The organism is Hymenobacter antarcticus (assembly GCF_039539545.1).
Taxonomy (GTDB): Bacteria; Bacteroidota; Bacteroidia; order Cytophagales; family Hymenobacteraceae; genus Hymenobacter; species Hymenobacter antarcticus.
On the sequence record NZ_BAABDI010000002.1, the window covers coordinates 79532 to 104672 of the forward strand.

Here is a 25141-nt window from a genome sequence, read left to right on the forward strand (position 1 = left end):
AACCTTGCGGTCCGGGGCAAGCCGGGTATCGGAAGGATGAATTTGGGTCGGCAAAGGTGAAGGACTAAGGGGCCGCTGCGGAGGTAGCCGGGGTGGGCAGCGATAATAAAAAATGCAGGAAACGAAAGGATGGAGTAAAACTTAGGGTAATTGGTCGAATCGGAAGCCTTTGCGTTGCAGCATCAGGCCAATATCGGTACCTTTTTCAGTTCGATTGGGACGGTTCAGGTCGGCTACTACCAATTGTCCGGCAAATTCATTGAACGCACCCTGGGCCTGAATGCCCTGCGCATCAACGGCCAGCGAGCAGCCCACACTTTTCTTGCCTTCGTAAGGGCCACCCACGATGTAGCCCACCGACGTAGTGCTCACCACTACCACGTTATAGAGCTTGGCCAGGATTGAAAACGGACGCACCCATTTTTCTTCGTACGGGTCGTGTTCCTCCGTGATAGAGTAGTCGACTGTCCACGACGAGGGAGCAATAATAAATTCGGCTCCCATGCGAGCTAATGTGTGGCCGATAGGCAGCCCATCGAGGTAGTTATCAGCGCAGATATTGACCCCGATTTTGCCCAGCGGCGTATCGACCACATTCAGTGTCTGGCCCACGGCATAAAACGGCTGCTCGATATCCAGTAGGTTGATTTTGTGATACTTGAGAATGATAGTGCCCTGCGGGTCAATGAGAATGGCGGCGTTGTAGTTGCGGCCATCGGCCGCGCGCTCGGTGAGGCCGGCACACACGTATAGCCCGTGGAGGGCTGCCGCCTGGCAAAGCTGGTCGCTGAAGGGCCCCGGAATGGGCTGGGCTTCGTAGAGGGCGCTGGGGTGCGTCCAGGCAAAGTCGAGGGTTTCGGGCAACAGTACCAGGTCGCACTGCTGAGCGGCGGCGGCGGCAATTTGTTCCACGGCGCGGGCCAGGTTGCGGGCCGGCTCGCCGCCTTCTACCAGCAACTGCCCCATGCCGATGCGCATCGTGCCCAGGCTGGCGGGAACGGCAACCGGGGCAGGGGGAACGGGCACAGGTTTACGAAAGGTAAAAAGTGTAGCCATGGGCGCGTTGAGTGCAAGTCGAAAAAATCATTCGGAAGGTACAAAGCTCGGATTAAACTTTCCCTTTCATTTTGAGTCGTCGGAGACAGGCGCGCGTGCACGAGTACCCGGGGAAGTTGCTTTTGGCAGTAGGAAACTGAATCAATAGACTGAAAGCAAGTAATTTAAAAATTCTTGTCACAATTCTGACAGCCAAAAAAAGTCGATGATGAATTTTTAATGAAATTTTAATGTGGCTTAAACTCCTGAAGGGAGGTGGGCAGCGGACATGAGAAGTGCGCCTGCTGCCCTGTTGCGAGCGTGCCGAGGAGCAGGCCCGGTTCTAATGCCTATTTTTGCGGTTCCTGCTTTTTGCATCTTTCTCTATGTCCCTCGCCACTACTTACTCGCCCACCGACGTTGAAGCCAAATGGTACCAGCGTTGGCAGGAGCAGGGCTTTTTCAAGGCCAAACCCAATCCTAAGAAAACGCCCTACACCGTTGTTATCCCGCCGCCCAACGTGACCGGCGTGCTCCACATGGGGCACATGCTCAATAACACGATTCAGGACGTGCTGGTGCGCCGGGCCCGCATGCAGGGCAAGGAAGCCTGCTGGGTGCCCGGTACCGACCACGCCAGCATTGCCACCGAGGCCAAGGTAGTAGCCCTGCTGAAGGAGCAGGGCATCGCCAAAAGTGACCTCACCCGCGAGCAATTTCTGGCCCACGCCTTCGAGTGGAAGGACAAGTACGGCGGCATTATTCTGGAGCAGCTCAAGAAGCTGGGCGCGTCCTGCGACTGGGACCGCACGCGCTTCACCATGGAGCCCGACCTGACCGATGCCGTGCTCCGCGTATTCGTGGACCTCTACAATAAAGGCCTTATTTACCGTGGTGTACGCATGGTGAACTGGGACCCCGAAGGCCGCACCGCCATCTCCGATGAGGAGGTGATTGCCAAGGATGTGCAGGCCAAAATGTACTATCTGAACTACGCGGTAGTAGGGCAGGAGGGCCAGTTCCTGACCGTGGCTACCTCGCGGCCCGAAACGATTATGGCCGACGTGGCCGTGGCCGTAAACCCCAATGACCCGCGTTTTGCCCACCTGGCGGGCCAGTCGGTGCGCATCCCGTTGCTGGGCCGCGAAATCCCGGTGATTTTTGACGAGTACGTGTCCATCGATTTCGGTACCGGCGCGCTGAAAGTGACGCCCGCGCACGACCTGAACGACTACGAGCTGGGCGTGAAGCACAACCTGCCCGTTATCGACATTCTGGCCGACAACGGCACGCTGAACGAGAAAGCCGTACTCTACGTGGGCCAGGACCGGTTTGCGGCGCGCAAGCAAATCGCCAAAGACCTCCAGGAAGCCGGGCTGCTCGTTAAAATCGAGGAGTACGCCAGCATCGTGCAGACTTCGGAGCGCACCAAGGCCGTGATTGAGCCCAAGCTCTCCTTGCAGTGGTTCATGAAAATGGAGCACCTGGCCAAGCCCGCCCTGGATGCCGTGGAAAACGACACCGTGCGCCTGCATCCGCCCAAGTTTAAGAACATGTACCGGGCCTGGATGGAGAACGTGCGCGACTGGTGCATCTCGCGCCAGCTGTGGTGGGGCCAGCAGATTCCGGCCTACTACCTGCCCGATGGCACGTTCGTAGTAGCCCTCACGGCCGAGGACGCGCTGAACCAGGCCCGCGCCCAAAGCGGCAAGGCCGATTTGCAGCTCAGCGACCTGCGCCAGGACGAGGACGTGCTCGATACCTGGTTTTCGTCGTGGCTGTGGCCCATTTCAGTGTTCGATGGTTTTAAAGACCCCGACAACGCCGACATCAACTATTTCTACCCCACCAACGACCTGGTGACGGGGCCCGACATCCTGTTTTTCTGGGTAGCCCGCATGATAATGGCCGGCATCGAGTACCGCCAGGAGGTGCCGTTTAAGAACGTGTACCTCACCGGCATCGTGCGCGATGCCCAGGGCCGCAAGATGAGCAAGCAGCTCGGCAACTCGCCCGACCCGCTCGACCTCATCGCCCAATACGGGGCCGATGGCGTGCGCACCGGCATGCTGTTCTCGGCCCCGGCCGGCAACGACCTGCTCTATGATATCAAGCTGGTGGAGCAGGGCCGCAACTTCTCGAACAAGCTCTGGAACGCCTTCCGCCTCGTGAAAGGCTGGGAAGTGGATGCCTCCCTGCCTTTTGTGAATGAGAAGGCGGTGACGTGGTTCAATGCCAGGCTGCAGGCCGCCATTGTCGAGATGGACGACCATTTCGAGAAGTTCCGGATGAGCGACGCACTGATGACCATCTACAAGCTGGTGTGGGATGATTTCTGCGCCCTGTACCTGGAAATGGTGAAGCCGGCCTACCAGCACCCCATCGATACCGAAACCCTGCGCCACACCACGGCCTACCTCGAAACGCTGCTCAAGCTGCTACACCCCTTCATGCCCTTCATTACCGAAGAGCTTTGGCACGAGCTGGCCGAGCGCGGCCCCCGCGACTACGTGACCGTGGCCCCCTGGCCCCGCGCCACCGCCCCCGCCAACAGCGCCGAAACCCTGGCCAACATGGACAAAGCGCTGGCCATCGTGGCCAGCATCCGCAGCGTGCGCAACCAGAAGAACCTCGGCCCTAATAAGCCCTTAGCCCTGGTGGCTAAAACCGACGACCCCGCGCTGCTGTCCGATTACGACGGCATTATCCGCAAGCTGGGTAGCATTTCGGAGGTGAGTTTGGCCGATGCCGGCCCGGCCGCCTCGGTGAGTTTCGTGCTGGGCGGCAGCGAGTTCTTCATCCCGCTCGAAGGCCACATTGATATGGCGGCCGAGCGCACCCGCCTCGAAAAAGAGCTGGAGTATGCCCAGGGCTTTCGCGACTCGGTGCAGAAAAAGCTGGGTAACGAGAAGTTTGCCCAAAATGCCAAACCCGACGTGCTGGAGCGTGAGCGCCAGAAGCTGGCCGATGCTGAAACTAAAATTGTGGCGCTGGAACAGGCCCTGAAGGCGTTGTAAAAGACAATTGCATTTAACAAAAAACCGCTTCCTGGCTCAGGAAGCGGTTTTTTGCATTTAGTATTCCCCGTGATAAAATCTATTGCGGTACGCCACCCTGCTGTTTCTTCTGGAGCGGAGCCAATTGGTTTTGCAGTTGGAAGGTGACTTTCTCGCAATCCTGGAAGCGCTTCTCGGACAACTGTAACGCTTTTTCGGTGGCCGTGAGCTGTTGGTATAAATAGCCGATGAGGCCGAGGGCCAGCACCAGCGCCCCGAGGAAAACAAGGTTCTTCATGATTCAAAGGAATAATAAAATAGAACGTCATGCTGAGCTTGTCGAAGCATCTCTATCGCAACACTAAAACTGATTAGTGGCGCGGTAGAGATGCTTCGGCAAGCTCAGCATGACGTTCCAAATAAGTTGTCAAAGGCCCTAAATAGCCGTATTCGGGTCGAACTGCTCCAGATAATCGGCTACTTTGCGCACGAACATGCCGCCGAGCGAGCCATCCACCACACGGTGGTCGTAGCTGTGCGAGAGGAACATGAACTGGCGCACGCCAATCAAGTCGCCCTGCGGCGTTTCAATCACGGCGGGCTTCTTCTTAATCGCGCCCACGGCCATGATGGCCACCTGCGGCTGCATGATGATGGGCGTGCCCATCACGTTGCCGAACGAGCCCACGTTGCTCAGCGTGTAGGTGCCGCCTTCCAGGTCCTCGGGCTTCAGCTTGTTGGCGCGGGCGCGGTTGGCCAGGTCGTTCATCTTCTTGCTCAGCCCGTTCAGGTTGAGCTGGTCGGCGTTGTGGATGACCGGCACAATCAGGTTGCCGCTGGGCAGGGCCACGGCCACGCCAATGTTGATGTCGCGCTTCTTGATGATGTAGTCGCCATCAATCGACACATTAATCAACGGGAAATCCTGAATGGCGCGGGCCACGGCCTGAATGAAGATGGGCGTGAAGGTGAGGTTTTCGCCTTCGCGCTTCTTGTAGGCATCCTTGTGCTTGTTGCGCCAGTTCACGATGGTCGTCACGTCGGCTTCCACGAAGCTGGTGACGTGGGGCGAAATGCGTACCGAATCAACCATGCGCTGCGCAATCATCTTGCGCATCCGGTCCATCTCAATCAGCTCCTGGCCGCCGCTCACGCTCGGCACGGGCTTCACGCTGGCAGCCGGGGCGACGGTAGCCGCAGCAGCCGGAGCGGCTTGGGGCTGGGCGGCGGGGGCCGGGACCGCAACCGGAGCTGCCGGGGCCGCAGCGGCCGTCAGCGGCTGCTTGCCACCGGCTACGTAGTCCAGAATATCTTTCTTGGTCACGCGGCCTTCTTTGCCAGTGCCGGGCAGGTACTCCAGGTCGCTCATGCTCACGCTTTCTTCGCGGGCAATGCTCAGCACCAGCGGCGAAAGGAAGCGGCCGGGCTGATGGACGGCTCCCGCCGTTTGCACGGCCTGGGGGTCGGAGGGCTCGGGCAGGTAGGGCACGACGCTACCGTTGCTGGATGGGGCAGGGGCGGCCTGCGGAGCGGTGGGGGCACTGGCTGGCGCGGCGGCACCAGCGGCAGCCGCATCGGTTTCCATGATGGCGATGGGCGCGCCCACGGCCACTACCTGGCCTTCCTGCACCAGAATTTCCGTCAATACACCCGCGTAGATGGCGGGGACTTCGGTGTCAACTTTATCGGTGGCCACTTCCAGTACTGATTCGTCCTGCTCAATGGTGTCGCCAACTTGCTTGAGCCATTTCAGGACGGTGCCTTCCATGATGCTTTCGCCCATTTTGGGCATCGTCATTTCCACTCGTGCCATATTAGGAGGGGTATTTGGGGAATTAGGGTGGGGTGGGAGTTTTAGTGCAGCAAAGGTAGCCAGAAAGCCGAACGCCCCCGGCGCATTGGGCACCGGGGGCGTTTTAATATTTACTGATTCGACAGCACGTCGCGCGTAGTGCGGTGGAAGTGCTTGCGGCGCAGCTTCCGACGGATGTCGGGCGGCAATCCCCAGCCCTCAGCGTAGAGTTTGAGCACAGACACCTCATTTTCGACGCTGTACCGACTATCCTTTAGCATGCCCACCCCGTAAAAAACAGCGCTCCCCAGCGCATCCGGGCGTTTTTCAACCCTGGTGGAGCGGTTAGCACTCTGTTGAACGTACTTGGTGCGGCTGGCCGCGCTATACCCGGCCGCCAACAGGCCAGCACCACTGGCACGCTTCTCCCGAAACAGTTTGCGTACCGCAAAAACGGTGTCGCGGCCCGGCTTTGGCGGGGCAGTTTGTGCCATCGCAAAACTGCCACAGCCCAGCGCAGCCAGCAGAAGCAGATGCACGCGAAGAGAATGAATGGCCATCGACTTGAAAAAAATGAAAGTGGCTAAAGCTCCTAATCAGAAGCCTTAGCCACTTTCGGGGATTGCAGGAGATGTCGTATTGATTTGGGCCGATTATTCCACCGTGATTACGGGAATACCTTCCTCATTCAAATCGCCGCCGCTTTCCGGGGCGTTGGCCTGGTAGTTTGTGAAGCAGATGGTCTTGTTGCTGGCGAATTGGCTTTTCGGGTCATTGATGATGATGACATGCTCGAAAGTGCCAAATTCCTTGCCTTCGTAAAGCAGCGTCTTTTTGATGCCCAAACCTGGTTTGTTCAACACATCAACGTACGTGGACCGACCCACGCCTTTAGGACCAGGCTTGGCGTAGAGCACGGTGGTTTCGATGTTGCCATTGCAGGAGTCGGTGCAGGCAGTGAGGGCAATAGACACACCAATTAAAATGAGAGAAGAAAAAAGGCGAGTAGATGTAATAATTTGCATGAAGTGCAGTGCTTAGTAAGTTCTAAAATGTTGTTCGTGAAATTCATGTAGAATTCGCGAAAGTGCCGGGTTGCGAATCGTATCGATACGAGCTTGATTCTTGGATAGGTCATCCTGAATGACAACCCGATTTAGTAAATAGAATTTTAGCGCTTCAATAAATTGCGTTTTGTCATATGAATAGCCATTTACAACGCCTCCGTAAATTTTAAATGACTTGGGGGCCGTGTCAAGTGCCAGATATTGCTGCTTATAGTAAACGATATTATTTGCCACCGGCAATTCCCCTTCATTTGCCGCTCCCAAGGGAAAAAAGCTTTGATGGCGTTTCGATTTCTTTAAAAATAGAATTTCGCGTTGCCCAGTCTTGTAAGAAGCAAAACGAAAAGCGCAAGTCCAATCCTTAAATTTTTCAATATTTGCCGACCCAGGAGGAACGCCCTTTATGGCCTGCAAGACTTTTACAGTTATGTGATTTTTGCGCACTGCGGTGATTTCGGCATACACAATCAAATCAGAGTTGTCTATCAGCTCAGCCAGTAGTGTGGGCTCGTAGTCTGCATAAGCTGTGAAGTGACAAAATACCGCAAGTAGCGCTAGCATCAGAAGCTTCTTCATGGTGGCACCCCTATTAGATTTAAAACAATAACGCCTAACCACAGGTGGTCAGGCGTTATTGTTTTCTTAATTGGCTAACCGCCTAAATGGTCGAAAAATCGAACGACTGCTCCAAAAATGCCGTCGTGAAATTTCCTTCGCGGAACTGCTCGTTATCCATCAGCGCCAGGTGGAAGGGAATGGTCGTTTTCACGCCTTCCACCACGAACTCGCTGAGGGCACGCTTCATTTTCACGATGCACTCCTCACGGGTTTGGGCCACGGTGATGAGCTTGGCAATCATCGAGTCGTAGTTGGGCGGGATGGTGTAGCCCGCGTACACGTGCGTATCGACGCGCACGCCGTGGCCGCCGGGGATGTGCAGCGTAGTGATTTTGCCAGGGGCGGGGCGGAAGTTATTGCGCGGGTCTTCGGCGTTGATGCGGCACTCCATGGCGTGCATCTTCGGGAAGTAGTTTTTGCCCGAAATCGGGATGCCCGCCGCCACCTTGATTTGCTCCTTGATGAGGTCGTAGTTGATGATTTCCTCGGTCACGGGGTGCTCCACCTGGATGCGGGTGTTCATCTCCATGAAGTAGAAATCCCGGTTTTTATCCACCAGAAACTCAATCGTGCCCACGCCTTCGTAGCCGATGGCCGAAGCGCCGGCAATGGCCGCCTTGCCCATTTTCTCACGCAGCGCATCCGTCATAAACGGCGAAGGGGCCTCCTCCACCAGTTTCTGGTGGCGGCGCTGGATGCTGCAGTCGCGCTCCGAGAGGTGGCAGACGTGGCCGAACTGGTCGCCCACCAGCTGCACCTCAATGTGGCGCGGCTCCACCACGAACTTCTCCAGGTACATACCGTCGTTGCCGAAGGCCGCCTTCGATTCCGTGCGGGCATCGTCCCAGGCTTTCTGAAATTCGTCGTCGGAATGAATGATGCGCATGCCGCGCCCGCCGCCGCCCGCCGTGGCCTTGATGATGACGGGGTACTTGATTTTGTTGGCAATTTTCTTGCCCTGCTCCACTGAGTCGAGCAGGCCCACCGAGCCCGGAATGCAGGGCACGCCGGCCTTAATCATCGTGGCTTTGGCCGTGGCCTTGTCGCCCATCTGGTTAATCATCTCGGGCGAGGCCCCGATGAACTTGATGCCGTTTTCAGCGCAGATGCGCGAGAATTCCGCGTTTTCGCTCAGGAAACCGTAGCCGGGGTGAATGGCGTCGGCGTTGGTGATTTCGGCGGCCGCAATCAGGTTGGGCATGCTCAGGTACGACTGCGCCGAGGCGGGCGGGCCGATGCACACGGCCTCATCCGCAAACTTCACATGCAGGCTTTCCTTATCGGCAGTCGAGTACACGGCCACCGTTTTGATGCCCATTTCCTTGCAGGTGCGGATAATGCGCAGGGCAATTTCGCCCCGGTTAGCAATGAGTATTTTCTTGAACATTGGGTGGGAAGTTCTGGGGTAAAACCTGTCATCCTGAGCGGAGCGAAGGACCTTGCCAGGACAGAACGATTTGCAGTAATCAAACGAAATACTGCAAACTGTTCGCTCGTGATAAGGTCCTTCGCAAGCTCAGGATGACGGATAACAAATGACAAACGGGAGTAACTATTCAATCAAGAACAACGGCTGGTCATACTCCACCGGCGTGGCATTCTCTACCAGGGCTTTCACGATGCGGCCGCTTTCTTCGGCTTCAATTTCGTTGAACAGCTTCATGGCTTCAATAATGCAGATAACCTGGCCCTTCTCCACCATGTCGCCCACCTGTACAAAGGAGGGAGTGTCGGGGCCGCTGCTGCGGTAAAAAGTACCAATCATGGGCGCTTTCAGGGACTTGGTATTGCCGGCAGGAGCTTCGGCAGCAGCCGGTGCGGGGGCAGCGGCCAGGGCCGAGGCGACGGGTGCTGCTGCCGGAGCCGGCGCAGCGGCGGCGGCCGGAGCAGCCATGCTCACAATCTGCTTGGTGTTGGGGTCGCGCTGAACCGAGATTTTAAACTCCTCGGTTTCAATGTTGACCTTGTTGAGGCCCGATTTGGCGATAAAATCGAGCAACTCCTGTAATTCTTTAGCTTTCATGGAAGCGTCCTTTTTGGGCGGGTTTGACATCTTGATTAGCTGCTAGCTTTTAGCTGCTAGCTTTTGGCTTTTTTTGAAACATCAGCTAATAGCTAACAGCTATCGGCTAACAGCTTAACAAAAGCTACTTCACGCGCTCGACGTAGCTGTAGTCGCTGGTCTTGATGCGAATTTTGGTGTCCGTATCGATGAACAGCGGCACTTGAATGCGGGCCCCGGTTTCCACCGTGGCAGGCTTCAGCGTGTTAGTGGCGGTGTCACCCTTCAGGCCGGGCTCGGTGTACGTCACCACCAGGTCAACGGTGGTGGGCAGCTCTGCCGTCAGCGGCAGCTCGGTTTCGGCGTGCATGAGGATGGTTACTTCCTGGCCTTCCTTCATCAGGTCGGCGAAGGGCAGCATGGCCTCGGGCAGTACGACCTGCTCGAAGGTCGCATTGTCCATAAAGTTGTAGCCGTAATCGTCCTTGTAAAGGAACTGGTGGGGGCGCTGCTCCACGCGGGCCGTTTCCACCTTCACGCCGGCGTTGAAGGTGTTGTCGATGGTGCGGCCGGTTTTGATGTTGCGCATCTTGGTGCGCACGAAGGCGGGGCCTTTGCCGGGCTTCACGTGCTGAAACTCGGTGATTACGTGCAGCTCGTTGTTGTAATTGAGAACGAGGCCGTTGCGGAAGTCGGCGGTACTTGCCATTTTAGTTAAGCTATTAGCCGATAGCTGTTAGCTAGTGGCTGATTTTAGGTGGGTGTTTTGGAAGCAGGCGCTTAGCTGGGAGCAAGCCAACAGCTGGCGGTGGTTAAAATTACGGCAATATGAATGAGCTAACAGCCAGCAGCCATTAGCTAACAGCTACTTTATCGCCATCATAGGCCCACTTGAGGTAGATGGAACCCCAGGTGAAGCCGCCGCCAAAGGCCGCCAGCACGAGGTTATCGCCGCGGTGCAGCTGGCTTTCATAGTCGGCCAGGCACAGCGGAATGGTGGCGTTGGTGGTGTTGCCGTAGCGGTCAATGTTGAGCATCACCTTTTCCGGGCCTACGCCCATGCGGTTAGCGGTGGCGTCAATAATGCGCTTGTTGGCCTGGTGGGGCACCAGCCAGGCCACATCATCCTTGCTGAGGTGGTTGCGCTCCATCACCTGAGCGGCCACGTCGGCCATGCTTTTCACGGCAAACTTGAATACCGTGGCCCCTTCCTGGTAGATGTAGTGCTCCTTGTTATCCACGGTGGCGTGGGACGGGGGGCGGCGGCTGCCGCCGGCTTTCTGATGCAGGTAAGACTCGCCGCTGCCATCGGTGCGCAGCACATGGTCGAGAATGCCGAAACCATCGGTGCTGGGCTCAAGGAGCACCGCTGCGGCGGCATCCCCGAAGAGAATGCAGTTGGCGCGGTCGGTGTAGTCCACGATGGCCGACATTTTATCGGCCCCCACCACAATCACCTTTTTGTAAGTGCCTGCCTGAATGAACTGCGCGGCCGTCGCCAGGGCGAACAGAAAGCTCGAGCAGGCCGCATTCAGGTCATAGCTGAATGCACGGGTAATACCCACGCCATTGGAAATGATGTTGGCCGTGGCCGGGAACAGCACATCGGGGGTGGTAGTTGCGCAAATCAAGAGTTCCACGTCCTCGGGGTTAGTGCCGGTTTTGTCGAGCAGCTGCTGCACGGCCTTGATGCCCATCACCGAAGTGCCCTGGTTGTCACCCTTCAGAATGCGCCGCTCCCGGATACCCGTTCGCGACATTATCCACTCGTCGTTGGTATCCACCAGCCTTTCCAGCTCGGCATTGGTGAGCACATAGTCGGGTACATAGGCACCCACACCAGTGATGGCAGCAGTAATCTTCATACGGGCAAAAGTAGGCGGGGCAGGCGAAAAATGGGAATCAGGGCCGAAGCAGAACCGTTAGCGGGCACGCAACACCCCGACAGTGAGCCAACAAGCGTCTAAAAAAAATCCGGCCGGAGCCGGAGGTTTTTCCACCGCCTGGGGCAGGGTTCAAGACTTAAAAGTAGCCTTAATTTGGTCAACAATCCCCGACTCGGCCATGTTGAAGCCCTGCACCAGCATATTGCCAATGGCGCGGGGCGTGCTCCGGCCGTGCCCGATGATGGCATTGTCGTTGATGCCCAGGATGGGCGAACCGCCCACGGCCTCGTAGTTGAACTTGTCGAAGAACGGGTCGTGCATGTGCTTTTCCTCCATCATCTCGTAGATGGACTCGGCCATTTTCAGCAGGATATTACCCGTGAAGCCGTCGCACACCACCACATCGGCCTTCTCGTTGAACATATCACGGCCTTCGATATTGCCCACGAAATGAACGTGCGGGTTGGCCTTGAGCAGCTGGTGCGCGGCCTGGGTGATAGGCGTGCCCTTGCCTTCTTCTTCGCCCAGGTTCACGAGGCCCACTTTGGGCTGCGCGATGCCCAGCACGTACTTGGCGTAGAGTGAACCCAGCTCGCCGAACTGCTCAAGCATTTCGGGCTTGCACTCGGCGTTGGCTCCCACATCGAGCAGGACGCCGAAGCCACCGGCCAGCTTGGGAACGAAGTTGGCAATGGCGGGGCGCATCACGCCGGCCACGGCCTTCACCGTCAGCATCGAGCCTACGAGCATGGCTCCGGTGTTACCCGCCGAGCAGAAGGCGTCAACCTCGCCCGCGAGCAGCAGCTTGTAGCCCACGGCAATGCTGGAATCCTGCTTTTGTTGGAAGGCTTTGGCCGGGTGTTCGCCCATGTCGATGACCTGTGAGGCGGGCACAAATTCCAGCGCGGAGCCGGCGGGGCCGGCAGCCTGGAGCAGGGGCCGCACGGCATCTTCCTGACCAATAAGGACAATGGTGGCCCGGCCAGCGAGTTGTTCGGCTGCCAGGAGGGCACCCGCCACGGCGGCTTGGGGGGCGAAATCGCCGCCCATTGCGTCGAGGGCTATTTTCATGAAAAAGGTGTTAGGAGGAAGTACAGCGGAAAGCAAAAGTACCAAAAATCCGGCTTCGCTGGCTTAAAAAAGGAGCGAAGCCGGACCAAGTGGTGCCGCGAAGTAACAACCTGACGCGCTATTCGTCGTCGCCGGTAGTGTCGGCGGCGGGCGCAGCGCTCACCTTCGAGTAGTTTTTGATGGCCAGCTGGCCGTTGTGGTACAGGTCGCCGTCAACTACATAGGCCTTGTGGCGCAGGTGCAGCTCGCCCGTGTTGGGGCAAAGGGTCACCGCCTTGGGGGTCAGCTTGTAGTGGGTACGACGCTTGTCGCGAACGGCGGAAGAAGTGCGGCGCTTAGGATGAGCCATGGTTTTGTTGAATTAGGGGAGTTGAAGTTGGGTTGAGCGAGTGAGAACGACTCGGGGCGCTTAGTTCAAATTGCGCAGGGCGGCCCATCGTGGGTCGGCCGGCTCGTCGTCGTCGGGCTTATCATCGGCAGGACGGGTGCTGAAGATGAGCTTGGTCGGCGCGTCGGGGTTGTCGTCGGCCTCGTTTTGGAAGCGCGGGTGCAGCTTCTTCATGGGCAGGGCCAGACCGATGTAGTCGTATAAATGCTGGGCCAGGGGCAGGGTCTGGGTTTCGGGCGTGATTTGCAGCACGTTGTCGTCCAGTTCCTTGGCCTCGTCGCCAAAGCGTACCAGCAGCTGCTCGTCAATCTCGAGTGGCTGGTCGAACTCATCCAGGCTCCGGTCGCACGTCAGGCGCACGGTGCCGGTGATGTGGAAGTTCAAGGTCATCAGCCGCTCGGTTTTCAGCAGCTCCACCTCGGCGTGCAAGTTGCCCTGCTCGACCAGGGGCTGGTCGAATAAGGCGAAGAAATCGGGACCCAGCTCGTACTCAAAGTGGTGCGTTTTCAGCGCCAGCTTGGCAAGATTGAGGTCGTATTGGCTTTCTTTTTTCACGGTCGGCTGGATAGCAGGGGGCAAAAGTAGTGAAAATCCGGCTTTTTGCCAAAAAAACCACCCAAGTTTCTGCGCGATAACCGGCCTGGGCAGCCAATTGGCAGTTAGCGGGCCGAGCGCGGCTGCGCGGCTTCCCAGCGTTTCTGCCAGATTTCACAGGCCTGGTAAACGGCGGCCCGGAACGACGACTCGTCGGCCTTATACTGGCCGGCGATGCCGTAGGCGGTGCCGTGGTCGGGCGAGGTGCGCACTACCGATAGGCCGGCGGTGAAGTTCACGCCGCGCTCAAAGGCCATGAGCTTGAAGGGAATCAGGCCCTGGTCGTGGTAGAGGGCGAGGGTGGCATCGAACTGCCGGAACTGCTGGGTGCCGAAGTAGCCATCGGCCGGAAAAGGGCCGAAAACGAGGTGGCCGTCGTGGGCAAACTGCTGGATGACGGGCGACACAATGTCGCCTTCCTCGCGGCCCAGTAGGCCGTTTTCGCCGGCGTGGGGGTTGAGGCCCAGCACCGCGATGCGCGGCTTGAGAATGCCAAAGTCCTGCTTCAGCGACTTGAGCAGCAGCGTGATTTTAGTGCGCAGCAGCTCCGGAGTGAGGCGGGCAGCCACGTCTTTCAGCGGAATGTGGCCGGTGACGGTGGCAATGCGCAATCCTTCATCAACCAGAAACATGAGGCTCTCGGGGGCCTCGAAGTAGCTGGTGAGAAACTCGGTGTGGCCGGGGAAGCGGAAGTCGTCGGCCTGGGTATTGTCCTTGCTGATGGGAGCCGTGACGATGGCATCGAGCTTGCCGGCCTTGAGGTCGCGGGCGGCGCAGAGCAGGCTCTCGCGGGCGGCCGCGCCGGTGGCGGGGGAGGGCTGGCCGGGGGCCAGGGCAAAGTCCTCGTCCCAGCAGGTCACGGCGTTGAGGCGGCCGGGGGCAATGTCGGCCACGTCGCGTAGCTGCCGGAAGGTGAGGTGCTCGGCATCGGCCGGGGTGGGGAAGTCATCAAATAGCGCCGTCGCCGTGCCGTAGATAACCGGCGTGCAGATTTTAAGCAGCCGCTCATCGAGCAGCGTTTTGTAGATGACTTCGGGGCCGATACCGGCGAGGTCGCCGACGGAGAAGCCTATTCTAGGTGCTTGGTGCTTGGTGCTTGGTGCTTGGTTCATTTTGTTCGGGAGGGGGTCAGGTCAGGCGCTGACGGTAATGATTGATGAAGCCATTAAGCAGCTTCTTACAGCTTGTTACGAGCAGAAACAAGGCTTCTGCGGTTGCGGGCGGCACATAACTCAGGTCGAGGGCAACGTAAACCTGCGTTTCCACCTCATAGAGAGAGCCGCGGGTGACGAACAAGAAGTTGATAGTGTCGCGTGGGGTTTGCCGGCCACAGCCTTCGGCAATGTTGGAAGGAACCGAGACGGCTGCTCGGCGAAGCTGGTTGGTCAAGCCAAATAGCTCCTCTTTTGGAAAAAGCTGAGTAATGGCATACACCTCGGCAACCAGCTTGCGGGTAAGCTGCCATACTTCGAGGTTGGTGTAAGGTTTATTCTCCTTGTCCATGCACCAGCAATTTTAAGCCAAGCACCAAGCACTATGCACCAAGCACCATTTTAAGGAACTCATACAGCAGGCGCACACCGGTGCCGGTACCGCCTTTGCCGCGGTAGCTTTCGGCGGCGGTGAGGTAGGCCGGGCCGGCGATGTCGAGGTGAATCCAGGGGTAGCCTTCGGCGAAGCGCTCCAGGAATTTGGCGGCTGAAATCTGGCCGGCTTCGCCTTTGCCCAGGTTGCTGAGGTCGGCGATGTCGGATTTGATATGGTCAGCATATTCATCCCAGAGGGGGAATTCCACGAGGCGCTCATGTACCGTGTAGCCGGCTTCGGAGAGCTGCTGCATGGTGGCCGTATCGGCGGTGCCCATCACGGCGGAGGCTTCGGTGGCCAGGGCGCGTACGGCGGCCCCGGTGAGGGTGGCCAGGTCGATAACCAGCGCGGGCTCGTAGCGCTTGGCGAAGCTGAGGGCATCGGCCAGGAGCAGGCGGCCTTCGGCGTCGGTATTTTTTACTTCGACGGTGAGGCCGCTGTGCATGGTGATGACATCGCCGGGGGCGTAGGCGAGGCCGCCGGGGCGGTTGTCGGTAGCGGGCACGAGGCCGATGACGTGCAGCGGAACCTGGTTTTTGGCCAGGGCGAAGAGGGTGCCGGCCACGGCCGCGCCGCCGGCCATGTCGCACTTCATCATGTCCATGCTGTTGGGCGTGGGCTTGAGGCTGAGGCCGCCGGTATCAAACACTACGCCTTTGCCCACCAGCACATAGGGCTTGGTATTTTTAGCATTGGCGGGCTTGTATTCGAGGATGCTGAAGGTGGGCGGCTCGGGCGAGCCGAGGTTCACGGCGAGCAGGCCGCCCATGCGCAGGGCTTCGATTTTGGCCAGGTCGAGGATGTCGGTGGTGTAGCCGGCCCGGTCGCCGGCTTCGGCCATGCGCTCGGCAAACTGCACGGCGTTGAGCTTATTGAGCGGGGCATTGACGAGGTCGCGGGCCAGGAGTACGCCTTGCAGCAGGCCGTCGAGCTCATGAATTTGAGCAGCAGTGGCCGATTTACCCACGAGGTAAACGTGGGTCAGGGCCGGGGCTTTGCGCGACTTTACATCGGTTTTGTAGCCTTCGAACTGGTAGGCAGTCAGGGCCAGGCCTTCGGCCAGCAGCAGGGCGGCGTTGGCCGTTTCGCTCTGGTTCACAATGAATACCTCGGCCACCTTTTGGGCTTTCAGCAAACCGTGCAGGGTGTGGCCGGCGCGGCGCAGCTGCTCGGCTACCTGGGCGGGGGTAGGCTTATCGGCCAGCACCACGAAGAAGTGGTGATGGCTGAAATGGTTGAGGTGAACGAGCTTCTGGTCGTCGGCCAGCGCGGCGGCTACGTACTGCTTTGCTTCGGTGGAAAGGTCGCCAGCGGCGGCGGCAGGCAGGGTAGCGGTGCCGTGGGGCAGAATGAAAACCTGGTTGGACTGGGCCGGCGCGGCGGCCGCGTGAGCGAGGGCTAAGGACATAAGCGAAGATGAAGGCCGTAGATTTGAGGCCGCAAGGTACTGTTTAGGTAGCGAGGTTTTTCTGACGCTAGGAATAGAACGTCGCACCAATACAAACAGCCCGTCATGCAGAGCGCAGCGAAGCATCTTTACCGCAGTGGTAATTAATGCTTCCAAAATGAAGCGGTAAAGATGCTTCGCTGCGCTCTGCACGACGGGCTATCAAATCCTTTTAACTCTTCACTCCCGTGAATACCGTTCGTCCCAAAAAGCACCTGGGCCAGCACTTTCTGGCCGACCCCAACATTGCCCGCAACATCGTGGGCGCTCTGCAACTGCCCGATGACGTGCGGCAAGTACTCGAAATCGGTCCGGGGATGGGTGTGCTCACCAAGTACCTGCTCGAAAACCCCGCCTACCAGACCAGCGTGGTTGAGATTGATACCGAATCGGTAGCCTATCTGAAGGTGCATTACCCCGCGCTCGCCGACCGCATCTACGCCACCGACTTTCTGAAGCAGAGCCTGGCCACGATGTTTCCGGACCAGCCGCTGGCCATCATCGGCAACTTTCCTTACAATATCAGCAGCCAGATTTTTTTCGCCGTGCTCAATAATCGCCAGCAGGTGCGCGAGGTGGTGGGCATGATTCAGAAGGAAGTAGCCCAGCGCTTGGCCGAGCCGCCCGGCTCGAAAACCTACGGCATTCTGAGCGTGCTTTTGCAGGCGTATTATACCATTGACTACCTGTTTACGGTGCCGCCGCACGTGTTTGTGCCGCCGCCCAAAGTCGAGTCGGCCGTGGTGCGCCTGACGCGCAATGACACGGAGAAGCTGGACTGCGACGAGAAGCTCTTCTTTCGGGTAGTGAAGCAGGCGTTTCAGACGCGCCGCAAGACACTGCGCAACGCTTTGAAGCCCTTCGGAATGCCGGCCGAGGCCACCACGGACGCCATTTTTGATAAGCGGGCTGAGCAGCTTGGTGTGCTGGAGTTTGTGGGCCTCACGCAGCGCGTGGCCCAGCACCAGGCCAGTGGGGCCAGCCTGTCCGACCTTGATTTGAGCGACATCCCGGAATAAAACCGATTCAGAAAATCAATGAATACCTGTCTCGTCATTGACGAAATGCATCCCTCGCTGCAACCGATGCTGCAAGGCATTGGCGTTTCAATCGACTATCAACCCAACCTGACGGCCGCCGAAGTGCCCGCCGCCCTGGCCGCGCAGCCCTACGAGGGCCTGGTGGTGCGGAGCAAGCTGCGCGTCACCGCCGACTTGCTGGCCCACGGCCCACGGCTGCGCTACGTGGCCCGCGCCGGAGCCGGCACCGACAATATCGACGAGCCCGCGATGGCGGCGGCCGGTGTCACGCTGCTCAATGCGCCCGAGGGCAACCGCGACGCGGTGGGCGAGTTTGCCGTGGGTTTGCTGCTGGCGCTGTTGCGCAACATTGCCCGCGCCGACTATGAGGTACGCCAGGGCCTGTGGCAGCGCGAAGCCAACCGGGGCGAAGAAATCGGGGGCAAGACCATCGGGCTGCTCGGTTATGGCCACATGGGCCGGGCGCTGGCGCGGCGGCTCAGCGCGTTTGGCTGCACCGTGCTGGCGCACGACAGCAACCCGGCGGTGCTGGCCGACCAGTACGCCACGCTGGTGCCACTAGCCGAATTGCAGGCGCGAACCGAGGTGCTCAGCCTGCACATTCCGTACTCACCACCCAACCATCATTTTATGGATGAGGCTTTTCTGGCCGCGTTTGCCAAGCCTATTTGGGTGCTGAATACGGCGCGGGGCGAAGTGCTGAACCATGCCGCGCTGGTGGCAGGGCTGCAGGCCGGCACCGTGCGCGGCGCGGCCCTCGATGTGCTCGATAACGAGAAGCTGTGGCAGCTGACGGCCGCGCAGCAGGCCAACTTTGAATTTCTGAAAAGAGCTCCCAATGTGGTGCTGACGCCCCACGTAGGCGGCTGGACGCACGAGAGCTACGCCCGCATAAACGAGGTGCTGGTGGAGAAAATTCGGGCCTTTCGGGCGGGCCCGGCGGGCCAAACGGCGGGGAGCTAATTGCTTTTGCGTATCTTTGCAAGGAACCTAAGGAGGGAGAACGGTTGGCAGTGCCAGCCGTTCTCCTTGCTTTTTAGCCAAACCGTTCAGCATCTACTCTTATGGCCACCACCATCAATTACTACACCCCCGAGGGCCTGCAAAAACTCAAGGATGACCTCCAGGACCTCAAAGTTCGGGGCCGGGCCAAAGCGGCCGAAGACCTGCGCGAAGCCCGCGACAAAGGCGACCTGAGCGAGAACGCCGAGTACGACGCCGCCAAGGACGCCCAGGGCCTGCTGGAGCTCAAAATTTCCAAGCTCGAAGAAGTAGTGGGCAACGCCCGCGTCATCGATGAAACCAACATGGACTTCAGCAAGGTGCTCATCATGAGCAAGGTGAAGCTGAAAAATCTGAAAAATAACATGGTGCTCGACTACACGCTCGTGGCCGAGGAAGAAGCCAATCTGGCCGCCGGAAAAATCTCGGTGAAGTCGCCGATTGGCAAGGGTTTGCTGGGTAAATCGGCCGGCGACCTGGCCGAAATTACCGTGCCGGCCGGCAAGCTGCAGTTTGAGATTCTGGAGATTTCCAGGTAGTTGTCAGTTGCTCGTTGTCAGTTGTTAGGGTAGCACCGCGAGGTGCTGCCCTTTCTCTTTTTAGGGCGAAGGCCGATGCTGGGACGCAGGTTCTCGTTTATTTGTATCAGCGACCTGACAATTGACAACCAGTAACTGATAACTAACCCGCCCATGCCTTCGATTTTCTCCCGCATCGTTTCCGGCGAACTGCCGGCCTTCAAAGTAGCCGAAGACGGCCGCCACCTGGCGTTTCTCGACATCACGCCGCTGGTGGAAGGCCACGTATTGGTGATTCCCAAGAAGGAAGTCGACTACATCTTTGATTTGCCGGCCGATGAGCTGGCCGGCCTGCACGTATTTGCGCAGCGCGTGGCCAGGGGCGTGCAGGCGGCCGTGCCGTGCAAGCGTATCGGCGTGGCCGTGATTGGGCTGGAAGTGCCGCACGCCCACATTCACCTCATTCCGATGAATAAAGTATCGGATATGAACTTCGCTAATCCCAAAATAAAAGTGCCCGAGGCCCGGATGCAGGAGCTGGCCGCCGCCATCGCGGCTAAGGTGGAAGGCGGCAGCGGCCTGAGCGAAGCCAAACCCGCCGCCGGTTCCGGCAGCGCCGCTACCGTACCGCCGTCGCTGCTGAAGCAGGTGGAAGGGCTGCATTTTATGAGCGAATCGGATGCGCCGCTGGAGGCCGTGGCCTACGCCGCGCCCGGCGGCGAGCTGACCAATGCCGCGCTGCTCAAGCTGCTGGGCGAGCCCGTCGGTGCCAACGTGGAGACCGTGGAGCTCACGCAGTTCCTGCGCAACCACACGGCCGATGACGGCGTGCTGGAAGACGTGGCGCTGGCCAACCGCTACAAGGCCCTGCAAATGTTCATGAAGCAGGACATGGATGGCGTGCAGGTATTCAGGGTGGGCAAGGGGCCGCAAATCCACGCTTATGCGCTGGGCCGGATGATGGACGGCACGCTGGCCGGCTTCAAAACCGTGCTGACGGAGACCTAGGGGCCTAAGCTCCCGATTCGGGAAAGTGCTGTTGTCCGTGCAACGCTGGGGGCCGGCGGTTGTATGTGAGGGTGTTTCCACATTCACATCAACCAAATATTTATGTGCCGCCTATTACTGCTTGCCATTTTTTTGCTTCATGCCGCTAGCGCCTGGGCCCTCAAGCCCAGCCGGGAATGGATTGCCACGCCTGATTCGCTGGGCCTGGAATACCAAACCGTGGTCCTGACCACGCCCGACCATGCCCAGCTGGCCGGCTGGATAGTGGAGCCCGCCGCCAACGTGCCCGACCAGCACACGACGATGGTCATGGCCTACGGCGACATGAACAACATGTCGTATTTCCTGTACCAAGCGCGGGCGCTGAGCCAGGGCGGCTACCGCGTGTACCTGTTCGACTACCGGGGCTTTGGGCACAGCAGCGACTTTGCCATCGAGCGGCAGCGGCTGTATTATGCCGAATTCACCACCGACCTGCGCACCGTACTGGCCGATGCCCGCCGGCGCTATCCGCGCAGTCGCACGGGTATCATCGGCTTTTCAATGGGCACTATTATGGGCTCGGAAGTGGCGGCCCAGGGCAAGTGCGACTTCTTCGTTGCCGAAGGCTACGTGGCCAACCCGCAGCGCATCGTGGCCGAGCAATTTGGGCGCTACCAGAAGACCGTGACGCTGCCCGCCGAGGCGGCCGAATACGCCCTGGTAGCCCGCCGCGTGCATTGCCCCTGGCTGCTGGTGGGCGGCATCGGCGACCACAAAACCCCGCTGGCCGATTCGGTACTGGTGGCCCGGCAAGTCCGGTGGCGGCAGCGGCGGCAGGTGCTCAGCTTCGAGGGCGACCACCAGGAAGGCTTCTACCGGCTGAGCGAGGCCGGGTACGGCGACCGGTACGTGCGGGAAGTGACGCGCTTTTTAGCCGGGAAACGGGCTTGAGAGGCTGTTTACAGCGGTTTCCAAGTCCGGGTGCCTTTTCGAAAGAAGGTAAAAGTTGAGAGTTAAAAGTTAAAACACAAACTGCCTGGGCTTCAACTTTTAACTCTCAACTCTGTACATTGACTTGGAAACAGCTTCTTAACCTCAGCCGGCCACCGAGGCAACGTTAGGTGTGGGTTGCCGGTCAGGAGCAGACGTGGGAACAACCCTGCGCCGTCATTCTTCCTGTTCCGATGAAAAAAGCACTGACCTTTCTGCTGATGAGGTGGGCTGTTTGCGCCTGCCAGCAACAACCCGCACCAGTGGCCACCGACCAGGTAAACACCCTGGTGGGCAATGCCGGCTACGTGGCCGCTACGGGCCACGCACCCACCACCGTCACCAACGACGATGCCCGGGTGCGGGCGCATCTGGCTTTCGCGGAGCGCCGGTTGCGTCAGTCGCCCGCCGCTGGCCTGAGCCCGGCGCTGGCCGCGCGCCGCGCCCACCTGCTCGATTTGCTGCACCGCTACTGGGTGGCGGGCGTGTTTCCGCGCAACTACGACTTTCCCGGCGAGCGGCGGCCGTGCTTCATCGACCGTGATGGCCGGCTCTGCGCCGTGGGCTTCCTGGTGGCCGAAACGGCGGGTCGGGCCGCGGCTGAGCGCATCAACGCCGCGCATCAATATGAGTTGATTGCCGACATGCGCACGCCCGCACTGGGCCAGTGGGTGCGGCATTCGGGGCTGACAAAAGTGGAATGCGCCCTCATCCAGCCAAGCTACGGCGCGCCCGTGAATACCCCCGCGCCGGTGCCGGTGCCGGTACCAACCAGCTACGCCGTGGGTTCGGCCGTGTGGGGCGGGGTGAACGTGATGCTGGCGGCGGCCAATGCCAGCCAGCTCAACCAAACCGGCGTGGGGCGCGGGGTAGCCTACGCAGGCGTACTCAGCGGCACCGGCCAGGTGCTGCTCGGGGCGCTGCGCCTGCGGGATGACGAGGCCGGCACCGGCTATTACATCGGCTGGAACCCGCCGGCGGGCAAGTCTCACGCGGCCGAGCGCACGGTGTCTTACGTGAATATCGGGGCGGGCACGGCTACCCTGGCGCTCGGCTTTTGGAACCTGCTGCACCACCGGCCGGCCGGTGCGGGGCGCACGGCGGTGGGCGTGGTCAATTACAACGGCAGCGGCTCGGGGCTGGTGCTGACGCGGCGGTTTTAGAGCGGCTTCCACCGTTTTCAAATCAATTAAAAATGAAGAATTAAAAATTAAAAAATGGCCCCTAAGTTTTTTAATTCTTAATTTTTAATTGATTTGAAAACTGCTCTGGGATGGTGTAAAGCGCGGAAATGATGGTCCGCGCTACTTCCTACTGTGCCCGACCAGTATCTACCAGCTTTTGCAGGCGGGCCTGAGTGTCGCGGGGGAGGGTACTGAGTAGGTCGAGGCCGGTGGCGGCTTCAATTTTATCCACCGAAGTCAGGTACTGCTTCCAGTCGGGGTTGATGGTGTTGTCGTTGGGCGTATCGATGGCGAGGACGCGCACGCTGGGGTCGGAGCTGATGCGCTGGAGGTCGTTCGTACCATCGGGCAAAATCACCATGACTTTCCAGAGGCGGGCGGGCACGGTGACGCGGCCCTGGTCGAGGGATTGGGCGAAGCCGTTGGTGCCGGTGCCGCCGCGCCCGTAGCTGCCCATGATGAGGTAGATTTCCTGGCCGCGCTGCACCTGCGAGCGGCCGTATTCTTCGAGGTGAGCCCAGGCCTGCTGGTTATTCCTGGGGGCCTGGGGCACCATGTTGGTCATGAGGAAGGTGGCCGAGTTGGCATCGAGGTCGGCGGTGCGGTCGCCGCTGGGGCAGTTGTGGCCTTTGTCGAAGCCGGAATTTTTATAGCTGGCGGGCGTTAGCTGGTAGAACTGCCGGGGCAGGGCGGCGTCGGGGCGAAAGTTGTTCTGGCGCGGGGCTTGGCCTACGTCGGCGCGGTCGAGGTGCCAGCTCACCCAGGTGGGAATGCCGCGCGGGGCATTGTAGCCGATGGTGAATTCGGGGTGGACGAGCAGGTAGTTGGTGGCGTTGGCGGGGTCGGAGGTGGCCCCGCTGGGGTTGCCCAGGGCGAGGTTGCTATCGTTGGGGTCCTGGGCCGGGGTTGTTGGTGCCTGGTTGTTTGTGCCTGGAGTTTGGCTATTGGTGCCTGGGGTTTGGGGCTGGTCGCGATTCTCAAAATAGCCTCCGGTTGCGCTGCCACCCACGGCCACGGCGGGGCCGGTAGCGGTTTCGAGGATGATGTCATCGATATCGAGCCGGGTTTTGGGGCCGCTGGTTTTGCGGATTTCCAGGCGCAGGGGCGAGTTGGCGAGCCCGGCAAAGACGTGCGGCGTGAGCACGGGGCCGCTGGTGAGCACGGGCGCGCCGGTGCGGGCAAAGCTGCGGCCGCCGTCGCGGCTCAGCCACAGCTCCCAGGTGCTGGGGCCATCGGTGCCATAGGCGGCGGCCGAAATGGTGATGCGGCGCACGCCGGCCTTCGCGTCGAAGCGCATCGAAAGCCGGCCCAGGCTGCGCAGGCGGGCGGCGCGCTCGCCGGCCTTGTGGTCCTGCGGGCTGCTGCCGATGAGGGCATCCTGAAAGTGCCAGGGGCCGGTGGCCAGCGGCTCGTCGGCTTCCTCGTAGGCACCCTTGCTGCCGGCTTCGAAGGTTTCGGGGAAGGGCGCCGGGGCTTGGGTGGTGGGCGGCGGGGTGGCGCGCGCGGTGGTGGCGGTTTCGGCGGGCTGCTGGGAGCAGGCGAGGAGGGTGAGGCTAAGGGCGGCGAGGTAGGCGGAAGCGTGCATGGGGCGAAGATATGGCCTCTCCGCGGGCAGTGGCTAGTTATTGGGCAGGCCCTGGGTACCGCCATTGCTGATGGCGTTCAGTTCGGCTCCCTTGGGCATGCCGCGCTGGTGGTGGTCATCGCGGGTGCGGGTGCTGTCGCGGGCCGTTTTGGCGTGGCCGTGGGGGTGCTTGTTGGGGTTCACGCCGTAGGGGATGCCGTCGGGCTTGTTGCCGCAGCCGGTGAGGAGCAGGAGGGAGAGCAGGCTGGCAAGGAGGGGCAAAGACATGAGCAGGGAGGCCGGATGATAGGGGAGGATTTACGGTGCCGTAGCGTTTCAGGGTGCGGTACGGGCCGTTTTTTTTGCGGCTACGGCCCGTGGCGGGGCGGAGCAGCGTAGCTTAGCCCGCACATTAAATCCTTCACCCTTTTAAAACCCCGAATTTTTATGGAACCCGAAGACAACCGCCTGACTCCCGCTCCCCGAGTGCTCCAAATTTCGGCCGAGGAAGCGGCCGAGGTGCAGGCCCGCTTCTTTGCCCAGGTGTATGGCTGGATGGCCGCCGGCCTGGGCCTGACCGGCGGCATTGCCCTGTTTGCGTCTTCCTCGCCCGAGTTGATGCAGTTCGTGTTCGGCACGCGCTTCGTGTTTATAGGCTTGATAATCGTTGAATTGGTGATTGTGGGCTTCTTATCGGCTCGCATATTTGATTGGAGCCTGGGCAAGGTGCAGGCCGCATTTGTGGGCTATGCCGTGCTGAATGGCGTGACGCTGAGCTGCGTGTTTCTGGCCTACACGTCGTCCTCCATCGCGTCCACGTTTTTCGTCACGGCGGGCACGTTCGGAGTCATGAGCCTCTTTGGCTACTTCACCAAGGCCGATTTGTCGGGCTGGGGCAAGCTGCTGAGCATGGCCGTGATTGGGCTGGTGCTGGCCATGGTGGTCAATATTTTCCTGAATAACTCGGTGCTGGAAATCATCACCTCCTTCATCGGCGTGCTGGTATTTGTGGCCCTCACGGCCTACGACACCCAGAAGCTGAAGCAGCTGGCCCTGCTGGAGGTGACGGACGGTGAGGAGATGAGCAACAAGGCTTCCATCCTGGGCGCGCTCACGCTGTACCTGGATTTCGTGAACATGTTCCTGTTTCTGCTGCGCCTGTTTGGGTCGCGGCGGTAGGTATCAGCAACGAAGCTGCTTAGTAGTCCGATTTTACCAGGTACTCGTGCAGAAGTACGCGTATGCCCCGGTCGGACCGCCCTAGGCGGTCCGACCGGTTGTCGTTGGACCGAAATCGTTGTTGCTTCAACCGGTCAGACCGCCTAGAGCAGTTTCCGAGTCAGTATACATTTTTTAAAACAGTTAAAAGT

General features: G+C 59.6%; 26 protein-coding genes. 8 read left to right on the plus strand and 18 right to left on the minus strand.

The features are described from left to right. Positions 1-141: 141 nt before the first annotated feature. On the minus strand, positions 142-1026 hold the full coding sequence (locus ABD819_RS02215; protein ID WP_345120498.1) for a carbon-nitrogen hydrolase family protein: 885 nt from the start codon (positions 1024-1026) through the stop codon (positions 142-144). A 395-nt stretch (positions 1027-1421) separates the two neighbouring features. On the opposite strand from ABD819_RS02215, the gene ABD819_RS02220 reads away from it, so the two are divergent. Further along, on the plus strand, positions 1422-4052 hold the full coding sequence (locus tag ABD819_RS02220; protein ID WP_345120501.1) for a valine--tRNA ligase: 2631 nt from the start codon (positions 1422-1424) through the stop codon (positions 4050-4052). 79 nt (positions 4053-4131) lie between these two features. Here ABD819_RS02220 and ABD819_RS02225 read toward each other — a convergent pair whose 3' ends face one another. The 15 genes from ABD819_RS02225 to ABD819_RS02295 all read right to left on the minus strand — a co-directional run bounded on the left by ABD819_RS02225 (position 4132) and on the right by ABD819_RS02295 (position 16444). Then, on the minus strand, positions 4132-4329 hold the full coding sequence (locus ABD819_RS02225; protein ID WP_345120503.1) for a hypothetical protein: 198 nt from the start codon (positions 4327-4329) through the stop codon (positions 4132-4134). A 138-nt stretch (positions 4330-4467) separates the two neighbouring features. Continuing rightward, on the minus strand, positions 4468-5844 hold the full coding sequence (locus ABD819_RS02230; RefSeq protein ID WP_345120505.1) for a dihydrolipoamide acetyltransferase family protein: 1377 nt from the start codon (positions 5842-5844) through the stop codon (positions 4468-4470). Between the two features lie 110 nt (positions 5845-5954). After that, positions 5955-6383, minus strand: coding sequence for a hypothetical protein (locus ABD819_RS02235; RefSeq protein ID WP_345120507.1), 429 nt, complete (start codon positions 6381-6383; stop codon positions 5955-5957). Positions 6384-6476: 93 nt separating this feature from the next. Next, the gene (locus ABD819_RS02240) at positions 6477-6797 is read right to left on the minus strand and encodes a hypothetical protein (protein ID WP_345120509.1); all 321 of its coding nucleotides are present in this window, start codon (positions 6795-6797) and stop codon (positions 6477-6479) included. A gap of 63 nt (positions 6798-6860) precedes the next feature. Then, a complete protein-coding gene (locus ABD819_RS02245; protein ID WP_345120511.1) occupies positions 6861-7466 on the minus strand; it encodes a hypothetical protein in 606 nt (201 codons plus the stop codon). Positions 7467-7548: 82 nt separating this feature from the next. Further along, a complete protein-coding gene (gene accC, locus ABD819_RS02250) occupies positions 7549-8895 on the minus strand; it encodes an acetyl-CoA carboxylase biotin carboxylase subunit (RefSeq protein WP_345120513.1) in 1347 nt (448 codons plus the stop codon). A gap of 165 nt (positions 8896-9060) precedes the next feature. Beyond that, a complete protein-coding gene (gene accB / locus ABD819_RS02255) occupies positions 9061-9531 on the minus strand; it encodes an acetyl-CoA carboxylase biotin carboxyl carrier protein (protein ID WP_345120515.1) in 471 nt (156 codons plus the stop codon). Between the two features lie 124 nt (positions 9532-9655). Further along, the gene (efp, locus tag ABD819_RS02260) at positions 9656-10219 is read right to left on the minus strand and encodes an elongation factor P (protein WP_345120517.1); all 564 of its coding nucleotides are present in this window, start codon (positions 10217-10219) and stop codon (positions 9656-9658) included. Between the two features lie 145 nt (positions 10220-10364). Further along, on the minus strand, positions 10365-11375 hold the full coding sequence (locus ABD819_RS02265; RefSeq protein WP_345120519.1) for a beta-ketoacyl-ACP synthase III: 1011 nt from the start codon (positions 11373-11375) through the stop codon (positions 10365-10367). Positions 11376-11525: 150 nt separating this feature from the next. Next, on the minus strand, positions 11526-12467 hold the full coding sequence (gene plsX, locus ABD819_RS02270) for a phosphate acyltransferase PlsX (RefSeq protein ID WP_188561887.1): 942 nt from the start codon (positions 12465-12467) through the stop codon (positions 11526-11528). A 118-nt stretch (positions 12468-12585) separates the two neighbouring features. Further along, the gene (gene rpmF / locus ABD819_RS02275) at positions 12586-12816 is read right to left on the minus strand and encodes a 50S ribosomal protein L32 (protein ID WP_201983809.1); all 231 of its coding nucleotides are present in this window, start codon (positions 12814-12816) and stop codon (positions 12586-12588) included. A 60-nt stretch (positions 12817-12876) separates the two neighbouring features. Continuing rightward, complete coding sequence (locus ABD819_RS02280; RefSeq protein WP_345120530.1) at positions 12877-13410, minus strand: YceD family protein; 534 nt, start codon at positions 13408-13410, stop codon at positions 12877-12879. Positions 13411-13514: 104 nt separating this feature from the next. Continuing rightward, a complete protein-coding gene (gene pdxA, locus ABD819_RS02285) occupies positions 13515-14561 on the minus strand; it encodes a 4-hydroxythreonine-4-phosphate dehydrogenase PdxA (RefSeq protein WP_345120533.1) in 1047 nt (348 codons plus the stop codon). A gap of 16 nt (positions 14562-14577) precedes the next feature. Continuing rightward, positions 14578-14952 (minus strand): four helix bundle protein, encoded by a 375-nt coding sequence (locus tag ABD819_RS02290; protein ID WP_345120535.1) that lies wholly within the window; start codon positions 14950-14952, stop codon positions 14578-14580. A 31-nt stretch (positions 14953-14983) separates the two neighbouring features. Then, on the minus strand, positions 14984-16444 hold the full coding sequence (locus ABD819_RS02295; RefSeq protein WP_345120537.1) for a leucyl aminopeptidase family protein: 1461 nt from the start codon (positions 16442-16444) through the stop codon (positions 14984-14986). Positions 16445-16671: 227 nt separating this feature from the next. Between ABD819_RS02295 and rsmA the strand changes: the two genes are divergently transcribed. The 6 genes from rsmA to ABD819_RS02325 all read left to right on the plus strand — a co-directional run bounded on the left by rsmA (position 16672) and on the right by ABD819_RS02325 (position 22186). Beyond that, positions 16672-17502: a 16S rRNA (adenine(1518)-N(6)/adenine(1519)-N(6))-dimethyltransferase RsmA gene (rsmA, locus tag ABD819_RS02300; RefSeq protein ID WP_345120539.1), complete on the plus strand. Its 831-nt coding sequence runs from the start codon at positions 16672-16674 to the stop codon at positions 17500-17502. Between the two features lie 18 nt (positions 17503-17520). Beyond that, positions 17521-18486: an NAD(P)-dependent oxidoreductase gene (locus ABD819_RS02305; RefSeq protein WP_345120541.1), complete on the plus strand. Its 966-nt coding sequence runs from the start codon at positions 17521-17523 to the stop codon at positions 18484-18486. Positions 18487-18587: 101 nt separating this feature from the next. Then, a complete protein-coding gene (gene greA / locus ABD819_RS02310) occupies positions 18588-19064 on the plus strand; it encodes a transcription elongation factor GreA (RefSeq protein WP_345120543.1) in 477 nt (158 codons plus the stop codon). 153 nt (positions 19065-19217) lie between these two features. Next, positions 19218-20051 (plus strand): nuclease A inhibitor family protein, encoded by an 834-nt coding sequence (locus ABD819_RS02315; RefSeq protein WP_345120545.1) that lies wholly within the window; start codon positions 19218-19220, stop codon positions 20049-20051. Positions 20052-20183: 132 nt separating this feature from the next. Beyond that, positions 20184-20984: an alpha/beta hydrolase gene (locus tag ABD819_RS02320; RefSeq protein ID WP_345120547.1), complete on the plus strand. Its 801-nt coding sequence runs from the start codon at positions 20184-20186 to the stop codon at positions 20982-20984. A 233-nt stretch (positions 20985-21217) separates the two neighbouring features. Then, a complete protein-coding gene (locus ABD819_RS02325) occupies positions 21218-22186 on the plus strand; it encodes a hypothetical protein (protein ID WP_345120549.1) in 969 nt (322 codons plus the stop codon). 148 nt (positions 22187-22334) lie between these two features. On the opposite strand, the gene ABD819_RS02330 is transcribed toward ABD819_RS02325, so the two are convergent. Continuing rightward, on the minus strand, positions 22335-23792 hold the full coding sequence (locus ABD819_RS02330; RefSeq protein ID WP_345120552.1) for a DNA/RNA non-specific endonuclease: 1458 nt from the start codon (positions 23790-23792) through the stop codon (positions 22335-22337). A 33-nt stretch (positions 23793-23825) separates the two neighbouring features. Then, the gene (locus ABD819_RS02335) at positions 23826-24059 is read right to left on the minus strand and encodes a hypothetical protein (RefSeq protein ID WP_345120554.1); all 234 of its coding nucleotides are present in this window, start codon (positions 24057-24059) and stop codon (positions 23826-23828) included. A gap of 159 nt (positions 24060-24218) precedes the next feature. On the opposite strand from ABD819_RS02335, the gene ABD819_RS02340 reads away from it, so the two are divergent. Then, a complete protein-coding gene (locus ABD819_RS02340; RefSeq protein ID WP_345120556.1) occupies positions 24219-24950 on the plus strand; it encodes a Bax inhibitor-1/YccA family protein in 732 nt (243 codons plus the stop codon). The last annotated feature ends 191 nt before the right edge of the window (positions 24951-25141 follow it).